This is a genomic window from Algibacter amylolyticus (assembly GCF_014202225.1).
Classification (GTDB): Bacteria; Bacteroidota; Bacteroidia; order Flavobacteriales; family Flavobacteriaceae; genus Algibacter_B; species Algibacter_B amylolyticus.
The window spans coordinates 432,331-453,606 of the sequence record NZ_JACHGE010000001.1 but is presented as its reverse complement, the minus strand read 5'-3'; the positions used below and the strand labels follow the sequence as shown (position 1 = coordinate 453,606).

Here is a 21,276-nt window from a genome sequence, read left to right as displayed (position 1 = left end):
TTAAATGTATTTACGTTGAAGAATTAATCCAGATATTAAAGATATAACAAATCCAATAAGCACAACGGTAAAGCACATTAGCAACGCCATAAAACCAGAGCCTCCATAGTCTTCCATTTGTTTAACGAGTTCTGCTTTTTGGGTTTGATACGCTTCGGGCGAAAGCGTGCTTTCCATAGTTTTTAAGGTGGTTTCTAAATACTCTATGGCAAAATCTGGGTTTATAACGGTAGTATAAATATAATCTGAAATACCAACACCTATACCAACTAAAACCGATATTAAACCACCAATAATTATTGCATTTCCTAATGACAAGATGCCATTATTTTCAAGGTCGCGAAAATGTTTAATCCCGAAAAACACAAAGGACAAGCATGCTGTCATGGAAGCATAACCCAGAAGTTCTTGCGTGGAGTAACTTAAACCTCTACCAAGTACAATGGATGCTAAAAAAATTACAACACCCGTTAACAAACCATAAAGGCCGTATTTAATAACTGTATTTTTCATCTGTATAGTTTTAGATTTGTTACAAAGCTAGAATAACGGTAGAAAATGAGGTCATACTAAAGTACCAAATGCCTAGTACTTTTGTATAAATGTATTAAATTTTAAATAATTTGAAGCTTTTGTGCTATTTGTAATGCCTGCGTTCTGCGTTTTGCGTTTAGTTTTACTAGAAGATTGGAGACGTGGGTTTTTATAGTACTTTCTGAAAGAAACAATTTATTTGCTATTTCTTTATTTGATAAACCCTCTGAAATAGCCTGAAGAACCTCGTACTCCCGCGTTGTAATTTCTAAATCTTTTATTTTTTGATGATTTATACTTTGTGAAGCGTTTGCTGGTTTTTGAAGACTCTTTTTATTTATATAAATGCCAACTATTAAAAATATAACGGCAATTATGGTAATTGCAAATTCCATTTTTAAATTTCCAGAAATAATAGAATAGGTACTTATTTGAAACAGTAGTAACAATGCTATTATTAATCCTGAAAAAACTAAGATGGTTTTCTTCATGCATTAAATTTAACAAAATTTCGCTTTAATTTTATCTACAATGGTTTGTGCTAATTTTTCTTTACTTTCAACAGTCCAACCAGCAACATGAGGCGTTAGCAGTACCTTTTCTGAACTAATTAAATATTGAAAAGCCTCTGGCATTTGAGATGAAAACAAACTTTCGAAAGATGCTTTTTCGTACTCCAAAACATCTAAGCCTGCACCTAAAATTTTACCAGATTTTATAGCCGAAACCAAATGGGTTGTAACCACACTTTTACCGCGTGCTGTATTTAAAAACCAAAACGGCTTTTTAAATTGGTTTATAAACGTTTCATTAATCATGTTTAACGTTAATGGCGTTTGCGGTGTGTGCATACTTAACACCTCTACTTTGTCTTGAAACTCGGTTAGCGACACTTGTTTTGCATTGGCATCGCCAACATTATTTTTTATATCGTAGCAAAGTACCTCAACATCGAAACCACGAAGTTTTTTAGCAAAAGCTTTCCCCATGTTTCCGTAGCCAATAAGCCCTACGGTTCTGCCATCTAGTTCGATACCACGGTTATCTTCGCGCAACCATTTGCCAGATCTAACTTGGGCATCGGCTTTATTTAATTTATTAAAAAGCGACAGTAACATACCTAAAGTGTGCTCGCCTACGGCATTCCTGTTACCTTCGGGAGCAGAAATTAAATACACCCCTTTTTGTTCGGCGTAATCGCAATCGATATTCTCTAAACCGGCTCCTACACGACCAATAAATTTTAGGTTTTTTGCGGCATCTAAGAATTGCTTATCTATGGTGAAACGGCTTCTTATTACGATGCCATCATACTCATGTATTGAGGCTTCAACTAGTGCTTTTGAAGACGTAAAATCTTCATGATTAGTGAATCCTAAGTCGTTTAATTGACGGATTAATAAATCGTGATTGCTATCGAGGTGGAGTATTTTCATGTTGTAAAATTACGGCGTTTTAATTTGTGTAAAAATATGAAAAGATGATTGTAAATAAGCACTAATCTTGTTTTTGAATACCTAAGTTTACGGATTAACCCGCGTTAGGGATTGCAGTGGAAAGCCCACAGCCCGACGTAGGAGGTGCGAGGACTTGTAACGAAAAGCCCGACCCTTGTGGTAACGCCCAAAAACTATATACCTAAAATGGATTTAGCTATTAAGAAATAGAGTAAAATGCCTAAAATATCGTTGCTTGTTGTTATAAATGGCCCCGTTGCAATGGCTGGATCGATGCCACGTTTATTTAGAAATAACGGTACAAATGTGCCGATTAAGCCTGCAATAACTATGACGGCGACTAGTGATACTGAAATAGCGAAAGCGACTAGCATTTCGCCTTTTACTGCCCAAACAAATAGGAATAAAAATATGGCTAAAATGGTACCGTTTAGAGCGGCAAGTAGCATTTCTTTTATTAAACGGCTGTTTACACTGCCACGTACATCGTCGTTGGCAAGACCTTGCACGATTATGGCGCTTGATTGAACACCTACGTTACCTGCCATGGCCGCGATTAGTGGCGTGAAAAAGAATAATACAACGGCTTCGCCTGTAAAAAGGCCTTCGAAACCTTCCATGATTAAAAAGGCGCCTATACCACCTAATAATCCTAAAAACAGCCATGGTAAGCGTGCTCTGGTAAGTTCGAGAATACTATCATCGGCCTCGACATCGCCGGTAATACCTGCTGCCATTTGGTAATCTTTTTCGGCTTCTTCTTTTAAAACATCTACAATATCATCGATTGTGATACGTCCTAACAGGATTTTATTATCGTCGCTTTGAATAACAGGAATGGCTTCTAAATCGTACTTTGCCATGATTCTTCCCACTTCCTCGACCTTTTCGTTAACGTTTACATAGTCGACGTTTACTTTTACTATTTCGGAGATTTTTTGATCGCTTTTTGCTACTATTAAATCTTTTAAAGACAGACGACCAATAAGTTTTTCTTCCTTATTTACCACGTAAATGGAATGTACGCGCGTTACCTCTTTAGCTTGTCCGCGAATTCTGCGCATACAGCCTGCAACAGTCCAAGTTTCGTAAACTTTTACAAGCTCTTTTGCCATAAGTCCACCTGCAGTATCCTCATCGTAAGCTAAAAGCTCGGTAATTTCTGCTCGGTGTTCGTCGTCTATAATTTGAGCGATAACGTCTTTTTGACGCGATTCTGATAACTCTGCAATAATATCGGCAGCATCATCGGTATCAAGCTCTTCAACTTCTTCGGCAATTTCTTTTGCCGAAAGATTTTTTAAGACTTTTTCTCTGTTATCCTCATCCAACTCCATTAAGATATCTGAAGTGGTTTCAGAATCTAGAAGCTTTATAACATACATAGCCTGTTCTAGATTTAACTCATCTAGAATTTCGGCAATATCGGCGTAATGAAACTCGTCTAAGAACTTTTTGAGTTCCTTATCGTTTTCTTGTTCGATAAAAAGCTCGACTTGCTCAATAAGTTCATCAGTTAATTGAAATTGTATGTTTTCGTTTTCTTCTGACAAATGGAAGGATTTAAAAAATTTACGCGTCGTTTTCAAGTAATTGCGTTAGCTCAATAAAGGCTTGAACGCTTAATTGTTCCGGACGTTTGCCAAATATACTATTTGCTTTTAAATTATCGGATAAATTGAATGTTTTTAAACTGTTACGAAGTGTTTTTCTACGTTGCTGAAATGCTGCTTTAACCACCTTGAAAAAGAATTTTTCATCGCATGGTAAACTATAATCTGCTTTTCTGGTAAGTCTTAATACGCCAGAATCTACCTTGGGTGGCGGATTAAAAACATTTGGTGGTACTGTAAATAAATATTCGGCATCGTAAAAGGCTTGCGCTAATACCGATAAGATACCATAAACTTTACTACCTTCTTTTGAGCAAATACGCTGTGCAACTTCCTTTTGAAACATGCCTGAAAATTCGGGAATTTGATCGCGCATTTCTAAGGTTTTAAACACAATTTGTGTTGAAATATTATAAGGGAAATTACCAATTATAGCAAATGGCTCCTGATTGAAAACCTCGTTTAAATCGTATTTTAAAAAATCTTTTTCTATTATGCGTGGTGCCAGGTTTAAATAATTGGCTTGCAAATACTCCACCGATTCGGTATCAATTTCAATAACGTAAGTCGTGCAGTCTTTTTTTAGCAAGTACTTGGTAAGCACGCCCATTCCTGGACCAATTTCCAAAACATTTTTATAGTCTTTTAAAAGGAGTGTGTCTGCAATTTTTTCGGCTACAGTCTCATCATTTAAAAAATGTTGGCCTAAATGCTTTTTTGCTTTTACTTGATGATTGTTTGGTTTGTTTGACACAGAATTTTTACTTTTAGCTTACAAAGATACAAAAGACCTTTTCGACTAAGCTTAAGCTAGCAAAAAGTTTTAAAACTGTAATTTAAATCCTTCGTGAGAGGCTATAAAACCTAAGTTTTCGTAAAACTTAATAGCTTCGGGACGTTTTTTATCGGAAGTTAGCTGAATAAGCACTGCATTATTTTCTTTGGCTCTATTTATAGCCCAAGTAAACATAGCTTTACCTAAACCTTTTCCTTGCTGTTCCTTCTTTATATGAACAGATTCTATTTGCGCCCTTAGGCTTCCTAGGCGATTTAAGTATTGTAAAAATGTAAGTTGTAAGGTGCCAACAATCTCGTTAACCTCATTAACAACTACTATAAGCTCTTGGTTTTTATCTTCACTTATGTTTTTAAAAGCATCTAGATACTCCTTGGGCAATGGTGTTTGAAACTTTTCTCTGGTTTTGCCAAGTTTGTCATCGGCATACATAACAATAATTTCTGGTAAATCATTTAGAGTAGCTTTTCTAAAAATCATTGCAGAAGGCTATTTAAAGTTTACCGTGTATTCGTCTACAATTTCAAGTTCGGTTCTAAACGCCAACATTTTATCTGCGAATTTTTTTAATCCTTCTTGTTGTAATCTATCGGCATCTTCTCTATAAAAAGCATCTAAAGCCTCGCGTGAGTACGAGCGGTATTGTACCGAATAGGTTAGACCTCCCATATCTTCTTCTACTAAAACTTGAGTTAAGGTTGCTTTTTCAAATTTTCCTGTTCCTAAAACTTTTGGTATGTGTTCTTTAATCCAAATAAGCCATTCGCTGTGAATAGATTCGTCGATATTTAATGTTTCGTTATATATAATCATAGCTTAAAAAATTTCAAATTTCAACTAATTACAAACAGCTATTACCTTATGGAATTTAAATTTGATTGTTTGGTAATTGATATTCGATTTTGTTTATAATGTTTTTGCAAATAACAGGAGTTCTTCATCATCTGCAAAAGGTTTTACGAGTTTTTCGAAGGTAAAACCCAATTTTTCAATCAATTTAATAGATTTTTTATTGTCTGGATTAATAATAGCTACAAGTCTTTTTAGTTTGAATTGTTGTTTAGCCAGCTTTATAACCTCTTTTGACGCCTCGTAACCTATACCAATGCCCTCATAATCCGGAAGCATTGCAAAACCAATATCGACATCATCTAAAGTGTCTCGTTTAATTAAACCGCAAGTGCCAATAGGCTTGTTGTTTTCTGCTTTAAGCAGTAGTTTATAAAACCCAAACCCTGTAGATTGATAGCTTTTAAGATGCCCATCCTGAATTCTTTCTTCGGCTGCTTTTACGGTTTTAGTATTGCGGTCGTCAATATATTTTATCCAATTGGGCGAGTTTACAAGTTCTAAAAAAAAAGGCGCGTCTTTTAAAGTGAATTGTAAAATAAAAAGCCTGTTGGTTTCTGCAACTATCATATTAATTTATAGCATCGCCACGCAAGGTTCGGTAGCGTTTTCTCGCATCTACAAAGTAAATACTATCGGCATGATTAAAAATAATTTGCTCGTAGAGTCCCTTTGCTTTTTCAGGAAGGTTTAATTGCTTTTGATATATTTCTGCTAAATGAAAAAGCGCATCGTCAATTAAAATACCGTCTTTATAATTATCTATCATAGCCTGATAATTTACGGCAGCCTTATCGTACTGCAATTTCAATTCGAATAATTGTGCTTGTTTGTATAAGGCTTGAGCGATAATTGGTTCGGTTTTATGTGCTTCTAAAATAGTATCTAGCAATGTTATAGCCTCGTCATTTCTATTTTGAAACGCTAACAAATCCGCTTTTGCATAAAGTTTTAATGCGGTTTGAAGGGAATCTTCATATTTATTATCGGAAATTAAAAGTTTTAAGTCCAACGCATCATTTGCAATAAGTTGCGATGTTGATGCTTTTAATATTTTAAGTTGCGATTCTGCCCATTTAAAATCGCCTTTATAATAACTTGCTTTCGCTACTTTAAAACGAGCTTGTTGCGAAATGGTACTATTTTTAAGGTTTCGCTGAATTTGAGTATAGTAAATTAAGGCTTTATTAAATTTTTCTTGAAGAATTAAAATATCGCCTAACTCTAGCTTAACTTGTGCTTTTTCTAGGGTTGATAAAGGCAGCTTTAAGGTAGACTCCAAAAAGTTGGTAGCTTCTTTAGTTTCGTTTAAATAAAATGCCAAAAAGTGGCCGTAAGCAATTTGCAACTCTAATGTTTCTGGTTGCTCGCCATAGGTTTTTAATAACTCTAGATACTTGCTTTTTATGGCACCGTAGTTAGCATCCGATTTTAAATCTATTTTTATTAAGTTATGATGTGCTCTTAACTTGGTTTCGGCATCTGGTGCCGTTTCAATAATATAGTTTAAAACATCTTGAGCAACTTCGTTTTCATTATCGTTTACTGCAATTAATGCCAACTCTTCAATACGACTTAAACTTTCTGGTTGCCTTTTATAAATAGCCTTTTCTTGGGCAAAAGCCTTTTTTAAATCTTTTTGTTGAATAAATAACCAACTTAGCAACTCATTCCAAAGTGTGTTAGGTTCTTGCTGCATCTTTTTTAGTAGCAATTTGCGCAACAACACGTTGTTTTCATTGGAACTATCCTCACTAATAAAATCGTTTATAGCACGTTTAACATCCCTTAAAACAAGTGGGTTCGATTCGGCAAAATTTAAGTAACTATTAAACATTTTTTCAATGTTACCTTGCTCTCCATAAATTTGGGCTAGCTGCACATTAAAATTAAGATCTGGATTTAAAACAACTGCTTTTTCGTAGGCTATTACAGCTTCGTTTAAAAGCGAATGGTTTTGAAAACTTCTAGCTACGGCATACACATTTGTTGCTCTTTCATCTATTTTTGAAATTGCAAGTTTATAGTATTCATTAGCTTTTTCTAAATTATTTTTTAACTGATAATTATACCCTAATTCTACAATAAAAGCAGGATATTTAACGCGCTCCATTAAATCTAGAATAAATTTCTCGGCCTCATCATATTGTTCTAATTGCTGATACGTGCTTATAATTTGAGTGATATAAGTAATATTGGAAGACGATTTTGCGTATAGCTTTTTGTACTCAATTAAAGCTTTTTCATATTCTCCTTTTTCAAAATAATTTTTAGCTATCGTGGCATTTTGTGCATACAAAACACCCGAAATAAAGAAGCATAAAATTAGAATATATCGCATACGGTAAATATAATAAAAGTAATGTTTTGAAATTGTACTAAACTCGAGTAATTAATTAGATGTCGCTAGATATCGAGATTAACTCCACCAACACATATATTTTGGCACGACAAACACCATTGCTTGGTATACAAACAAAAAAGTGCCCGATAAATCGGGCACTTACCAATCAAAAATAATTTTATATTAACTACTAGTTAACTAAATACTTGGATTGGGGACAGTATTAAATTCTTAATAACACACCAAACAAAACTAGCTTAACGGCTAGCTATTGGATTTACTTAGAACGCCTGTTTTTTGAAAATATTACTTTAAACTAAAAATTCTATTTACTAGCAACTACAGTTGAAGTACTTTCTGATTCAAACAATTCGAAATCTGAAGACAACACCTGAGATGCAACAAATATTAAAGTAATTAATAGGATAATACGCTTAAAATTCTTCATAATCAGTAGGTTAATAAGATTAGGTTAAGCGAACTTGCAAAATATTCCTCAAAAAATAAAATAAAGCATGCTAAAATCGTTGAACAGCATGAATAAAATGCGTTTCGTCGATAAAAACAAACAAAAACATTATTTTATGTAGTCTTTTACTTTAGTTTATGATTTTAAATCCTGTATAAGGCTGAAGTACTTCTGGTATTACAATACCATCTTCGGTTTGATAATTTTCAAGAATTCCGGCCAACACTCTAGGCAACGCTAAAGAGCTTCCATTTAAGGTATGTGCCAATTCGTTTTTACCTTCGCTATTTTTAAATCGTAGTTTTAAACGATTAGCTTGAAAAGTTTCGAAATTTGAAACAGAAGAAATTTCTAACCATCTATCTTGTGCAGTAGAAAACACTTCGAAATCGAAAGTTAAGGCTGCAGCAAAAGAGGTGTCGCCACCACATAAACGTAAAATTCTGTATGGTAATTTTAATTCTTTTAAAATATCTTTTACATGGTCAATCATACCATCGAAAGCTTTATAAGAATTACTTGGGTGCTCTACGCGTATAATTTCAACTTTATCAAATTGATGCAATCTATTTAAACCTCTTACATGAGCACCGTAGCTTCCTGCTTCGCGACGGAAACATGGTGTATACCCAGTAACTCCAACAGGAAGTTCGCTTTCGCTTAAAACCACATCCCTAAAAATATTAGTTCCTGGCACCTCGGCTGTTGGTATTAAATATAAGTTATCTTCTGTAACATGATACATTTGCCCTTCTTTATCTGGCAATTGTCCAGTACCAAGAGCAGAAGCTTCGTTTACCATAAGTGGTAATTGATACTCTGTATAGCCTGCAGCTGTGTTTTTATCTAAAAAATAAGCAATTAATGCACGCTGTAATCGTGCACCTTTCCCTTTATAAACTGGAAATCCTGCGCCTGTAATTTTATTACCAAGCTCGAAATCTATAATATCATATTTTTTGGCTAATTCCCAATGCGGTAGCGCACCATCATGTAATGTTGGTATATCGCCGTCCTTATAAATTTCTTCGTTATCCTCTTCTGAGTTTCCTTTTGGAACAGAACTATGTGGTACGTTTGGTATTTTATAAAGCAATTGGTTTAAAGCTTCTACCTTAGCGTTAAGCAAGTCTGAAAGTTCTTTTGAAGTCTCTTTTAAAATGCCTGTTTTTTCTTTTAAAACATTGGCTTTTTGAGCTTCTCCAGATTTATACAAGTTCCCTATTTCTTTTGATAGACTATTAGATTCAGCTAAAGTATTGTCTAGTTCAGTTTGAAGACGTTTTCTATCGTCGTCAAACGTAAGGACATCACTAATCATTTCAACCGCATTAATATTTCGTTTTGCTAAGGCTTCAACAACTAATTCTTTATTTTCTCTAATAAAAGTAACTTGTAACATGACATGAAAATTTAAGCGACAAATTTAATAAAATGAATATATAATCACTCTACTTTAATGGTAAAATCCAATCGCTATGTTTAAAAACATCCCACTCCTCATTTGCAATATCAATAGCAGGATTTATAAAGGTTTTATAGGGTTTTCCGTTAATGCTAACTTTGCTCTCTACATACACCGCTACATCTACACCATCGGCCTTAAACTTTTGCTTTAAGTGTTTAGCAAACTGCCACATAACATCTGGTTTTGTACTTGCGGTTCTTATTTGTTTTTTAGACAGATAACCACTTAAATTAACCACATGACGTTGCCCTGTTTCTTTATTTTCAATCCAATATTTTGTTTTTCCACTTTTGGACCTCAGCATCATGCGCCATGATAATCGGTGACCTTCTTCTGTCCAGAGTACATTATCCTCAATAAAATGATGTCTTAACGGCAACCCAATTTGAATAATAAAATAGACTATAAACACGATTAACAAAGGTGTTTTTAACTTTGGAATTATTACAGCTTCACTATTATAAAAGGGTTTCTTTTTAAGAAATAGTTTTTGAATTTTTTCAGATGAAAAAAAGAATAATGAAAATGAAAGTGATAAATATGGAAAAATACCTATTTGAAATATTATTGAATTAAACAGATGAAAGAAAATAGAAATTACAAAAGCATATTTTCGTGTTGGCTTAAATAGTAGTAATGGAATAATTAACCCATCAAACAAAATACCACCGTAAGCCAATACATGATGTAACCATTTTTGCTGCAGAAACTCGCCAACTAACCAATAGTCTTTTTTGCCTCTCATCAATAATTCGATAAAGGTAGTGTCTAACCAATCGGGATATAATTTTGCTATTGACGCATAAGTATACACGATAAAAAGCTGCAATATAATGACCCAACGACACCACTGCGGCATGGAATAACTTGTAATACTTGGGTTTAATTTAGCATCTACCGAGGCATATGTATTAGCTGGTAAAAACACCATTATACTACTTAATAGCATTAATAAATAATAATGGTTGTTATAAGACGATTTTTGCATTAAATACGTCGCCGACCACATTAATGTAAATGCCAATATACTAAGCCGATATTTATAGCCAACCATAACAAGTAAACCAAACATACCCATAACGGCATAGTAATAATACATTCCATTTCCTGGTAAAGGTTGTAAAAACTCGAAACCTATAAAGTTGAATGTAAAACTAGGATCTACTAAAGTGCGTTTTATCCATCCTGTAAAGATGGCACCCACAGATTCTAAAAAACAAAGCAGGCCAAAAATAATCCTGAATACTATTAAAGCAGAATTATCTATATGTTTAAATAGCCAATTATTCAGCATTTTTATCTGTAAAGTATGCTAGTGCCGTAATCTTATCGTTTGCTAATTGATGCTTTAGGGCTTCAACCGAATCGAATTTTTGTTCATCACGAATTCTTTGTAGCAAATTTATTTTGATAGTTTGGTTATAAATATCAGCTTCAAAATCAAAAAAGTGGACTTCAATAGTTTGCACACTCCCACTTACTGTTGGGTTCACACCAATATTCATCATACCATAAACCTCAATATCATTAATAGTAGAACTAACAATATAAGACCCTTGTTTAGGTATCAGTTTGTAATCTTCTTCAATATGAATATTAGCCGTTGGGAATCCTAATTGCTTACCCAATCCTTTCCCTTTGGTTACAATACCTGTAAGCATAAATGGGTAACCCAAATAGCTGTTGGCCCGTTCTACATCGCCTTCCATTAGCGCCGTTCGTATTTTGGTAGAACTCACAGCAACATCGTCGATATCTTGTGCCGAAATTTCTTCGACCGCAAAGCCATAGGTTTCCCCAAAAGTTTTTAAATTATTAATATCGGCATTTCTGTTTCTACCAAACCTATGATCGTAACCTATAATTACTTTTTTAGCATTTAATTTTTCAACCAAAATTTGCTTGACAAAATCTTCGGCAGAGAGTCTTGAAAACTCTTTAGTAAAGGTTTTTATTACTAAGAAATCTAGTCCGGAATCCTCTAAAATATCATGGCGTTCGTTAATAGTATTAATTAATTTAATGTTGGAGTCCTTTTGCAATACCATGCGCGGATGCGGAAAAAAGGTAAGTATTACAGACTGTAAGCCTTCTGCCTCTCCAGTTTTTATTAAACGTTTTATTATTTTTTGATGGCCAATATGCACACCATCAAAGGTACCAATAGTAACAACCGTTGATTTATCTGGTAAGGAATTTAAATTACGCCTTGTTTTCAAGCTTTTTCTTTTCTACAAAACTAGTTATAATGACACTCAAATCAAATTTATAAGCAGCTATTGTAAACTAAAGATGTGATTTATTTCATTTATAATTTGGGGAACTTCGGGAACAGTAAAAGCTAAATGTAGTTTAAACTTGGTTTTATCAATTTTAGTTACACTTAACTTACCTTGATTAATTTTATAATATCCGGTTTGCCCTTTGCAATAGCACCAACGGGCAAAAAAAAGCTTTTTAAATTTTAAATTGGCGGTTTCAAACTCCAGATTGTTTTTATCAAGCTCAATAAATACTTCTTCACGGTATCCGCTATCTTGATGTTTACTATTTCCGCTCTTCTTGTATTCGACTTTTACTACAAAACTATCGCTATCCACCATTTCTAGGTACGGACTACCAAGATTATCTGTTTTAACCTTAAGTGCTTTATTTTCAATAATTTCGTGAGCACAAACACCATTTTCGGGGCAAATAGCACGTTCTACTTTGCTTGCTATAGCTGTATTAAGACTACTTTTAGCTTTACACGATACCAAGCTAAATAATACATAAAAAACATATAAATAATTCATAAACAAATATATGTTATTTTAAAATGAGAGTTAAATTTTTGCAAATGATACTTTTACAGCCTATTTTTAGCATCCCGTAAAAAATCTAATTTAAACTATTATGAAACATTTTTACCTTAAAAATTGTTTTTACCTACTACTTTTTATCTTTTTATCGACGTCTGTTTTTGCACAAAACACAAGTACTATTTGGTCTCAGGTTTCGGCGAAAGAAGCTTTAGCAGGAAAAAAAATAAATAGAAAAACCGAACCTAGAAAATCGGTTATTTATACTTTAGATATAAACCAACTTAAAACTAAGTTAAGTCTGGTTTCAAAAAACAACTCGGGCAAAATTACTGAAAATCAAATAATTGAATTCCCAAATAGTGAAGGTGGATTTGATAAATACAGTATTAAGGAGTCTTCCATTTTAGAGCCAGCGTTTCAAGAAAAACATCCAGAAATTAGAACTTACGTGGGTAAAAATATTAAAAACCCAGCATCGACAATAAACTTTAGTATAACACCGCAAGGTCTGCACGCCATGACGCTATCTACAGGTAATGGCACTCAGTTTCTGGATCCGTACACTAAAAACAACACTTATATAGCTTATAGTAAAGGAGATTTACCAGCTTTAAAAGAAGGGTTTGAGTGTTACGTACCGGATGATTTTACGCTTGAAAAAGAAACAAGCAACAGTGCAAAATTACTTAATGCAAACGATAGTAAATTAAGAACCTTTAGATTAGTGCTAGCTTCTACGGTTGAATACTCTGAATACCATTGGAAAGCCGCTGGATTAACAATTGCCGATTCTGAAGCCGCTAAAAAAAATGCTGTTTTACAAGCCATGGTTACTACCATGACTCGTGTTAACGGTCTTTTTCAAAAAGATTTAGCCTTAAAAATGGTTATGGTAGATAATACAGATCTTATTTTTATTAACTCGGATAACTTTACCAATGACGATGCAGATCTTTTAATAGATGAAAGTCAAGTTGAAATAGATAACGCTATTCTTTCTACAGATTACGATATAGGTCATACATTTAGCACTGGTGGTGGTGGTTTAGCCTCTTTAAACTCACCATGTGTTACCGCTAGAAAAGCGATGGGTATTACAGGATCGTCACTACCGGTTGGAGATGCCTACGATATAGATTTTGTAGCTCATGAAATGGGACACCAATTTGGAGCGCCACACACATTTAATGGTAGTACTAGCAATTGTGCAGGCAACAGAGAGTCAAGCAATGCTTACGAACCTGGAAGTGGTAGTACGATAATGGCTTACGCAGGTTTATGTTCGCCACAAAATATACAATCTCAAAGTGATGTTTACTTTCACCAAAAAAGTATTCAAATGATTTGGGATAATATAACCACTGGTGCTAGTACCTGTGGTACCGAAACCACTTTAACAAACAGCGCACCAACGGCTAATGCCGGCGCAAATTATACCATTCCTATTTCTACGCCTTATAAACTAACAGGAGCATCAACAGATGCCGATGGTACAGCATCGCACACCTACACCTGGGAACAATACGATTTAGGAGCTGCAGGTTTACCTCTAGAAACAAATACCACTGGTCCTTTAGTGCGTTCTTTTGAAGGAACAACTAATACAACGCGATATATACCTAATTTAAAAGACTTAAAAACTAGTGCTGGGTCTACAACTTGGGAAAAATTAGCCTCTGCTGATAGGGCTATAAATTTTCAGTTAACGGTAAGAGACAATAATGAAGATGGAGGACAAACGGCAACCGATGGCATGACCGTTACCACTACTGCAAATGCTGGCCCGTTTTTAGTGACTTCGCAAAATACAACTGGTATTAGCTGGTCTGAAGGCACAACCGAAACTATAACTTGGGATGTAGCTGGTACAACAGGAAACGGCGTTAATACCGCTAATGTAAACATATTACTATCTACCGATGGTGGCTTAAAATATGATACTGTTTTAGCGAGTAATGTACCTAATGATGGATCGCACGACATAGTTGTGCCGAGTGAATTATCGGCCTTTTGTAGAGTTATGGTTGAAGCGGAAGGCAATATATTTTTCGCAATAAACACCGAAGATTTCACTATTGGTTACACCATTGTAGAAACATGTACGACATACAACTCTACAGATCCTAATTTACCTTTAACCATATCAGATAATGAAAGTGATTTTACCGAAGTTTCGTTTATAAACGTACCAGCTACAGGAACTGTATCCGCGGTTACACTTACAGTAAATATATCGCATAATTGGCCTGGTGATATTTTATTAGGATTACAAAGTCCAGAAGGTAATTTAATAACCCTTTTAGAATCGTATACGCCTTGCCAAGGTGAAGACAGTAATTTAGTAGTTACTTTTGATGATAATGGCACCGAATTTAACTGTACCACAACTGGCGATGGTTTAACCATGAAATCGCCATCGGCATCGCTTAGTGGTTGGAATGGTGAAGCTGCCAATGGTAATTGGTTATTAGGTCTTGGCGACTCTGGAGTGGATGATATTGGTACTTTAAACAGCTGGTCTATCGAGGTATGCTCGTTAGAATTACTTCCATTACATACTACCAGCTTTGAGTTTAATGACTTGGTGGTTTACCCAAACCCAAACAAAGGTGAGTTTACCATTAAACTTGATAGTGCAGCATCGAATAATATTAGTGTTAACCTTATAGATTTAAGAGGACGCGTTATTTATAGTAACACATATACCCATAGCAGTAACTTTGAAGAAACTTTAAAATTAAACAACGTACAATCTGGTATGTATATTTTAAATATTAGTGACGGTATAAAGCAAGCGACTAAAAAAATAATTATTGAGTAATACACACGCTTTAGGCCAACCTAAAAGGTGTTACTAAATAAAAAAGGAAGGTTTAAAAAACCTTCCTTTTTTATTTACCATTAAACGTATTCATGGTATTATTTATGCCCGCTAATGCAAAAGATTTTATTATTTCTGATGCTTTATCTAAGCGCTCTTTAAGTTTTGCTGTTTCTTCTGGTGTCCATTCTCCTAGAACATAATCTACTTGCCTGCCTTTACTAAAGGCATCGCTTATACCAAACCTAAAACGGTTATATTTATTGGTATTTAAAGTGTTTTGCGTGTCTTTTAAACCGTTATGACCGCCATCGCTTCCTTTTGTTTTTACACGTATGCTACCAAAGGGTAGGTTTAAATCGTCGGTGATTACTAATAGATTTTCTACAGGAATTTTTTCTTTTGTTAACCAATATTGAATGGCTTTTCCGCTTAAATTCATGTAAGTACTTGGTTTTAAAAGTAAAAAGGTTCTTCCTTTTAGTTTATAAGTGGTTACATCGCCTAATTTTTGGGTTTCGAAGGTTAGCTTTTCTTGATTTGCAAAGTGGTCTAACACTTTAAACCCGATATTGTGCCGTGTGTTTTCGTACTTCTCGCCAATATTACCTAAACCAACGATTAAAAATTTTTTCATAGGATTTTGTTCTTCTATATAATTTCTCTTTTTAAATAAATTTAAGAAAGATTGCCACATGTTTTTAAAAGCTAAAATACATTAAACATGCCAAAAATAAAGGTTTTTTTTAAAACTGAGTGCTGTGTAATATGTGCTGTTAAATAGTTTAATATTATTGACTATTCTCAGCAGGCTAACCCGCGTTAGGGATTGAAACGGCATCCTTTTTAAAGGTTCGCAAAATAAAAACTTGTGTTTAAACTATAATTTAACAGATTGTATCGTAACCCACTTCCTAGCAATGACACTTTAAAAAGATATAGTGTAAAGCCCGACCCTTGTGGTAACGCCTTAATTAGAATGTTTTAAAAACAAAAAAGCATCCCAAAAATATTGGAATGCTTTAATATTATTGTGCAATACTAGTTTATTCTTTTACTGCAGCGGTATCATCAGTTTCTGTAGCTGGTACATCTCCTGCTTCTACTTCATCTTCATCTTCATCGTCTACAACTGCTGTTCTAGATGTTCTTACTTGACATACTACTGTGTTATCTGAGTGTAAGAATGTGTAATCTCCACTTGGTAAATCGCCTACTGCAACTTTATCTCCAATTTTAAGAGGTGTAATATCGATCTCTATAAAATCTGGTAAGTTTGCTGGTAAAGCTTTAATACGAAGTTTACGGTTGTTTCTTCTTAAAACACCACCGTTTTTAACACCTTTAGAGTTACCTACAAGTTGTACAGGGATATCTAATGCTATTTCCTTATCATCGAATAACTGATAGAAATCTACGTGTAAAATTCTGTCTGTTGTTGGGTGAAATTGGATGTCTTGAAGTACTGCTTTTAATACTTCGCCACCTTCTAAATTAATCACAACTGTATGCGCATTTGGCGTGTATACAAGTTTAGAGAAGGCTAATTCTGGTGCAGCGAAATGCACTGGCTTGTCTCCTCCGTATAATACGCAAGGAACCTGACCAGCATTACGTAAGGCTTTTGTTGCTTTTTTGCCCACGCTTTCTCTTTGAGATCCGTTGATTGTAATTGATTTCATTTTGTTTATTTAAAATTAATAATTAATACTCTTGTTTGTTGCGCTTAAATAATTGATTTAGCGCTTTTTTACATTACAAATTTTGAACTGATAGATTGGTTGTTATGTACTTTCTCCATAACCTGCGCAAATAAATCTGCACAACTTAATACCTTTATTTTATCGCTTAAAGGTTTTACTGGTATAGAGTCTGTTACTATAAGTTCTTCTAATTTTGAATTGTTTATGTTTTCGTAAGCTTTACCAGATAAAATAGGGTGTGTACAAATGGCTCTTACGCTAAGTGCACCACGCTCCATCATTAAATCTGCTGCTTTTGTTAATGTTCCGGCTGTATCAACCATATCGTCCACTAACACTACATTTTTACCTTCTACATTACCAATAAGCTCCATGTGCGAAATGATATTGGCTTTTGCTCGTTGTTTATAACATATTACAACATCGCTTTTTAAGGCTTTAGAATAGGCATAGGCTCTTTTGGAACCTCCCATATCTGGTGATGCAATGGTTAAATTATCTAGATTTAGGCTTTGTAAGTATGGTAAAAAGATTGTTGAAGCAAATAAATGATCTACAGGTTTTTCGAAAAACCCTTGGATTTGATCTGCATGTAAATCCATAGTAATAATACGTGTTGCTCCTGCTGCTTCTAGCATTTTTGCTACTAATTTTGCTGCAATTGGTACTCGAGGCTTGTCTTTTCTGTCTTGTCTTGCCCACCCAAAGTAAGGCAATACAGCTGTTACGTGTCTTGCTGATGCTCGTTTTGCTGCATCAATCATTAACAACATTTCCATTAAATTTTCTGGTCCAGGATTGGTAGATCCTATAATGAAAATACGAGTTCCTCTAATAGATTCTTCGTAAGAAGGCTGAAACTCACCATCGCTATAGGTAGATGTAATAACATTACCCAATTCTGCTCCAAATGCTTTGGCTATTTTTTCGCCTAGAACTTTACTTTGTGTACATGCAAAAATTTTGGCTTCTGTAATTACAATTGGCATAGTTAACTTGTTGTTTTTGAGTGCGGAAACACTAGCTGTTTTTTAACGAGGTGCAAATTTATGCATTTATTTTAATCTAAAATGTATAATGACTAGTATTTTTGTGCATAATATCGAAAAAAACTATATTTTTGCTGTCCTATTACTGCTCAAGTGGTGGAATTGGTAGACACGTCGGATTCAAAATCCGATTCTTCGGAGTGCGGGTTCGATTCCCGCCTTGAGTACAAAAGGCTATAACATTAATGTTATAGCCTTTTTTTTTATTACTTTATAGCTGTTTATGTTATAAATTAAACAAAATTTTAAAAAAGAAAAACATCTTTAAGATTCATAATTTATAAGGTTTATACAAGTTTCAATTTAAAACTTCTTAAATTGTATTAAAGGAAAAAATCTAATATGTGTTTTTGAGTACCATTTATATGAAAAATAATTTAAAAATAGCCTTTACTTTTTTCATTTTTCTACTAGTCTACACTAATACGTTAATTGCACAGGAATTACCTCCTATTCAAAAATTTTCGCCAATAGACTATAATGCAGACAGCCAAAATTGGATGGTTTCTCAAGGATCGGACAATTTTATTTACGCAGCCAATAACAAAGGCCTTCTTGAATATAACGGCCACAGTTGGAGTGTGTACCCATCCCCTAACAACACTATAGTTAGATCGGTTAATGCTATTAAGGATAAGATTTATACTGGTTGTTATTCAGATTTTGGCTTTTGGCTTAAAAATGATTTTGGAGTATTAGAATACCAATCGTTGGCATCAAATCTGGATAGCAATTTATTGATTGACGAACAAATTTGGGATATTATTGAATATAATGAATGGGTAGTTTTTCAAGCTAGAAAACACATCTATTTTTACAATACAATTACTAAAGAGTTTAAAATAATAACCTCTAAAAATTTAATTTATAAAATTTTCAAAATCGATAATCACATTTATTACCATGTGGATAACGAAGGGTTATATACAGTTAAAGATGGCAAACCAAAACTACTGGTAAATGACCCTATTGCGTTAAACGACAGAGTTATTAATATTTTTGAGAGCAATAAAAACATACTACTTTTAACTAGAAAGTCTGGTTTTTATATCATTGAAGCCAATAAATTAACTCCTTGGCATATACGAGCTATAGATACATTGAAAAACGTAAGTGTGTTTAGCGCAATTCAATTAAGCGATAAAAGTTTTGTGCTTGGTACTATTTCCAAAGGAATATTGCATCTAACTAAAGATGGACAAATCGATTATATTATAAATCAAAAAAAAGGACTTAGCAACAATACTGTTTTATCTCTATTTGAAGATAGCAACAATAATGTCTGGGCAGGTTTAGACAATGGTTTAGACTGTATAAATGTAACATCGCCAATTAGAACTTTTATAGATTATGATGGTGTTTTAGGAACCGTTTATGCCACAAAAGTATTTAATGACCATTTGTATTTGGGTACAAATCAAGGATTGTTTTACCGTAAACTAGGATCTGTAAATGATAGTTTTAAATTTATAGAAGGTACTGCTGGTCAGGTTTGGAGTTTATATAATTATAATGATGAAGATTTGCTATGTGGGCATCATTTAGGAACCTTTTTGGTAAATAAAGATAAGGCCAAACAAATAAGCGACCACTTTGGAGTATGGAATTTCAAAAACGTCCCAAACCAAGAAAATGTATTACTACAAGGAAATTATGATGGCATTTATGTCCTTGAAAAAGTTGATAATAACTGGAAATTAAGAAACAAAATAAAGGGCTTTAATAACTCTTCTAGATATTTTGAAATTAACGACTCTAACCAAATTTGGGTAAATCATGAATATAAAGGCGTATTTGAACTCGAATTAAACGACAGTTTAACTAAAGTGGTTAAGGTTGTTAAAGAAAAAAAATTACCAAAAGGAAAAAACTCTAGCTTAACAACTTATAGAGGTGATATTTTATATATGTCCAACAATGGCGTTTTTAAATATTACGATAGTTTAAGAGCTTTTAAAAAAGACTCAACACTAAGTAAGGTCGCCATGGGAAATCAGTACATTTCCGGAAAAATGGTGGTCGATTTAAACAAAAAACTATGGGTGTTTTCTAAAGAGAGTATTAATTTTATTGATAATGACAATCTTACCAATAAAGTTAAAATAGCTAATATTCCTATACCCTCTTACTTTAGAAGAGGCGCTTTAGGTTTTGAAAATATTGAGACTATAGCACAAGATCTTTATATTTTAGGAACAGCAAATGGATATTTAAAACTTAACCTAGATAACATTACTTATAATGAAGATTATTCAGTCCATTTAAATTCAATTTCTAATACCGATATAAATCAAGATACTACAACAAAAATCTTGCTTAAAGATTCTGGTGATTTCAATTATAAATATGGAATCTTAACATTCAACTACTCGGTACCAGAATATGAAAAATTTTTAGATGTTAAGTATCAATTTAAATTGAATGGAAATATTGATAAGTGGAGTGAATGGTCCAATAAAGCAGAAAGCAGTTTCGAAAACCTTCCATATGGAGATTATCATTTTGAAGTAAAAGCTAAAGTAGGAAGCAAGGTATCAAACAATATAGCGTCTTATAACTTCACTATAAACAAACCTTGGTATATATCTAATTTAGCATGGTTCTTATACCTTTTGGCATTAATAACCATAGCTTTATTAACAAATAGTATTTATAAAAACTACTATAACAAAATGCTTAAAAACAAGGAGTTAGAAAACAAGCAAACTGTTATGCAAATTAAAAATGAAAAACTAAACCAAGATATTGAGAATAAAAATAGAGAATTGGCAATATCAACTATGAGTATTATTAAAAAGAATAGGGTATTAAATAAAATTAAAAAAGAATTAAAAAAGAGTAAGGATGCCAATAATGCTGAAGCCATAAAACTTGTAGAAAGTAATTTAAACGACACCAAAGACTGGTCTTTCTTTGAACAGGCATTTAACAATGCAGATAAAGACTTTCTAGAAAAAATCAAACAAGTTCATCCAGACTTAACACCAAACGATTTACGTTTTTGCGCCTACCTACGTCTTAATTTGTCTTCAAAAGAAATGGCCCCTTTACTAAATATTTCGGTTAAAAGTGTTGAAACAAAGCGTTACCGATTAAGAAAAAAACTTGATTTAGAGCACGACAGCGGCCTTGTTAACTATATCTTAAAGTTCTAGTAACACTACAGACACTCTATCTACCACGACATTACCACTACAAGCTCTTAAAACCCTCTATTTTTATGGGCTTAAACTAAATTTAATGGTTTTTTAAACATTATAGTATTTATAGGGTTTTTGGCTAATTATTTTACAATTACTGCACGTTTTAAATACAATGTTCGTTTTTTATCGGCTTAAAAATTATTGAATTATCAGTCTCTACCGGTAA

Annotated in this window: 19 protein-coding genes and 1 tRNA gene; 3 read left to right on the top strand and 17 right to left on the bottom strand. The window is 33.6% G+C overall.

The genetic code is table 11. From position 1 onward, the window contains the following. The 14 genes from HNQ90_RS01965 to HNQ90_RS01905 all read right to left on the bottom strand — a co-directional run bounded on the left by HNQ90_RS01965 (position 1) and on the right by HNQ90_RS01905 (position 12,325). Entirely contained in the window at positions 1-513 is a 513-nt protein-coding gene (locus HNQ90_RS01965; protein WP_144114972.1) for a DUF4199 domain-containing protein, read from the bottom strand. Positions 514-614: 101 nt separating this feature from the next. Further along, positions 615-1,025: a response regulator transcription factor gene (locus HNQ90_RS01960; protein ID WP_144114971.1), complete on the bottom strand. Its 411-nt coding sequence runs from the start codon at positions 1,023-1,025 to the stop codon at positions 615-617. A gap of 9 nt (positions 1,026-1,034) precedes the next feature. Then, on the bottom strand, positions 1,035-1,970 hold the full coding sequence (locus HNQ90_RS01955; RefSeq protein WP_144114970.1) for a 2-hydroxyacid dehydrogenase: 936 nt from the start codon (positions 1,968-1,970) through the stop codon (positions 1,035-1,037). A 194-nt stretch (positions 1,971-2,164) separates the two neighbouring features. Then, positions 2,165-3,544, bottom strand: a complete 1,380-nt coding sequence (gene mgtE / locus HNQ90_RS01950) for a magnesium transporter (RefSeq protein WP_172625801.1) — start codon at positions 3,542-3,544, stop codon at positions 2,165-2,167. A gap of 19 nt (positions 3,545-3,563) precedes the next feature. Beyond that, positions 3,564-4,358: a 16S rRNA (adenine(1518)-N(6)/adenine(1519)-N(6))-dimethyltransferase RsmA gene (gene rsmA, locus HNQ90_RS01945; RefSeq protein WP_144114969.1), complete on the bottom strand. Its 795-nt coding sequence runs from the start codon at positions 4,356-4,358 to the stop codon at positions 3,564-3,566. Between the two features lie 69 nt (positions 4,359-4,427). Continuing rightward, positions 4,428-4,880, bottom strand: a complete 453-nt coding sequence (locus tag HNQ90_RS01940) for a GNAT family N-acetyltransferase (RefSeq protein WP_144114968.1) — start codon at positions 4,878-4,880, stop codon at positions 4,428-4,430. 9 nt (positions 4,881-4,889) lie between these two features. Continuing rightward, positions 4,890-5,213: a DUF4286 family protein gene (locus HNQ90_RS01935; RefSeq protein ID WP_144114967.1), complete on the bottom strand. Its 324-nt coding sequence runs from the start codon at positions 5,211-5,213 to the stop codon at positions 4,890-4,892. A 93-nt stretch (positions 5,214-5,306) separates the two neighbouring features. Beyond that, positions 5,307-5,819, bottom strand: coding sequence for a GNAT family N-acetyltransferase (locus tag HNQ90_RS01930; protein WP_144114966.1), 513 nt, complete (start codon positions 5,817-5,819; stop codon positions 5,307-5,309). A 1-nt stretch (position 5,820) separates the two neighbouring features. Then, positions 5,821-7,590 (bottom strand): tetratricopeptide repeat protein, encoded by a 1,770-nt coding sequence (locus tag HNQ90_RS01925; protein WP_144114965.1) that lies wholly within the window; start codon positions 7,588-7,590, stop codon positions 5,821-5,823. A 328-nt stretch (positions 7,591-7,918) separates the two neighbouring features. Next, positions 7,919-8,041 carry a hypothetical protein gene (locus HNQ90_RS18045; RefSeq protein WP_260847830.1) on the bottom strand — a complete coding sequence of 41 codons (123 nt, stop codon included), beginning with the start codon at positions 8,039-8,041 and terminating at the stop codon, positions 7,919-7,921. 151 nt (positions 8,042-8,192) lie between these two features. Continuing rightward, entirely contained in the window at positions 8,193-9,464 is a 1,272-nt protein-coding gene (serS, locus tag HNQ90_RS01920) for a serine--tRNA ligase (protein ID WP_144114964.1), read from the bottom strand. A gap of 49 nt (positions 9,465-9,513) precedes the next feature. Then, positions 9,514-10,824, bottom strand: a complete 1,311-nt coding sequence (locus HNQ90_RS01915; RefSeq protein ID WP_144114963.1) for an HTTM domain-containing protein — start codon at positions 10,822-10,824, stop codon at positions 9,514-9,516. Then, complete coding sequence (locus HNQ90_RS01910; protein ID WP_144114962.1) at positions 10,814-11,749, bottom strand: bifunctional riboflavin kinase/FAD synthetase; 936 nt, start codon at positions 11,747-11,749, stop codon at positions 10,814-10,816. The genes HNQ90_RS01915 and HNQ90_RS01910 overlap by 11 nt, the downstream gene beginning before the upstream one ends. Positions 11,750-11,806: 57 nt before the next feature. Beyond that, positions 11,807-12,325 carry a hypothetical protein gene (locus HNQ90_RS01905; RefSeq protein ID WP_144114961.1) on the bottom strand — a complete coding sequence of 173 codons (519 nt, stop codon included), beginning with the start codon at positions 12,323-12,325 and terminating at the stop codon, positions 11,807-11,809. A 100-nt stretch (positions 12,326-12,425) separates the two neighbouring features. Here HNQ90_RS01905 and HNQ90_RS01900 point away from each other — a divergent pair, with 100 nt between their 5' ends. Next, positions 12,426-15,155, top strand: a complete 2,730-nt coding sequence (locus HNQ90_RS01900; protein ID WP_144114960.1) for a zinc-dependent metalloprotease — start codon at positions 12,426-12,428, stop codon at positions 15,153-15,155. 70 nt (positions 15,156-15,225) lie between these two features. On the opposite strand, the gene pth is transcribed toward HNQ90_RS01900, so the two are convergent. From pth to HNQ90_RS01885, 3 genes are all read right to left on the bottom strand, one after another. Then, positions 15,226-15,792: an aminoacyl-tRNA hydrolase gene (gene pth / locus HNQ90_RS01895; RefSeq protein ID WP_241678312.1), complete on the bottom strand. Its 567-nt coding sequence runs from the start codon at positions 15,790-15,792 to the stop codon at positions 15,226-15,228. 409 nt (positions 15,793-16,201) lie between these two features. Continuing rightward, entirely contained in the window at positions 16,202-16,837 is a 636-nt protein-coding gene (locus HNQ90_RS01890) for a 50S ribosomal protein L25/general stress protein Ctc (protein WP_144114958.1), read from the bottom strand. Between the two features lie 68 nt (positions 16,838-16,905). Further along, positions 16,906-17,847, bottom strand: coding sequence for a ribose-phosphate pyrophosphokinase (locus tag HNQ90_RS01885; RefSeq protein WP_144114957.1), 942 nt, complete (start codon positions 17,845-17,847; stop codon positions 16,906-16,908). 147 nt (positions 17,848-17,994) lie between these two features. Between HNQ90_RS01885 and HNQ90_RS01880 the strand changes: the two genes are divergently transcribed. Beyond that, a tRNA-Leu gene (locus HNQ90_RS01880) sits at positions 17,995-18,074 on the top strand. Positions 18,075-18,272: 198 nt separating this feature from the next. Then, positions 18,273-21,062, top strand: a complete 2,790-nt coding sequence (locus tag HNQ90_RS01875; protein ID WP_144114956.1) for a helix-turn-helix and ligand-binding sensor domain-containing protein — start codon at positions 18,273-18,275, stop codon at positions 21,060-21,062. The last annotated feature ends 214 nt before the right edge of the window (positions 21,063-21,276 follow it).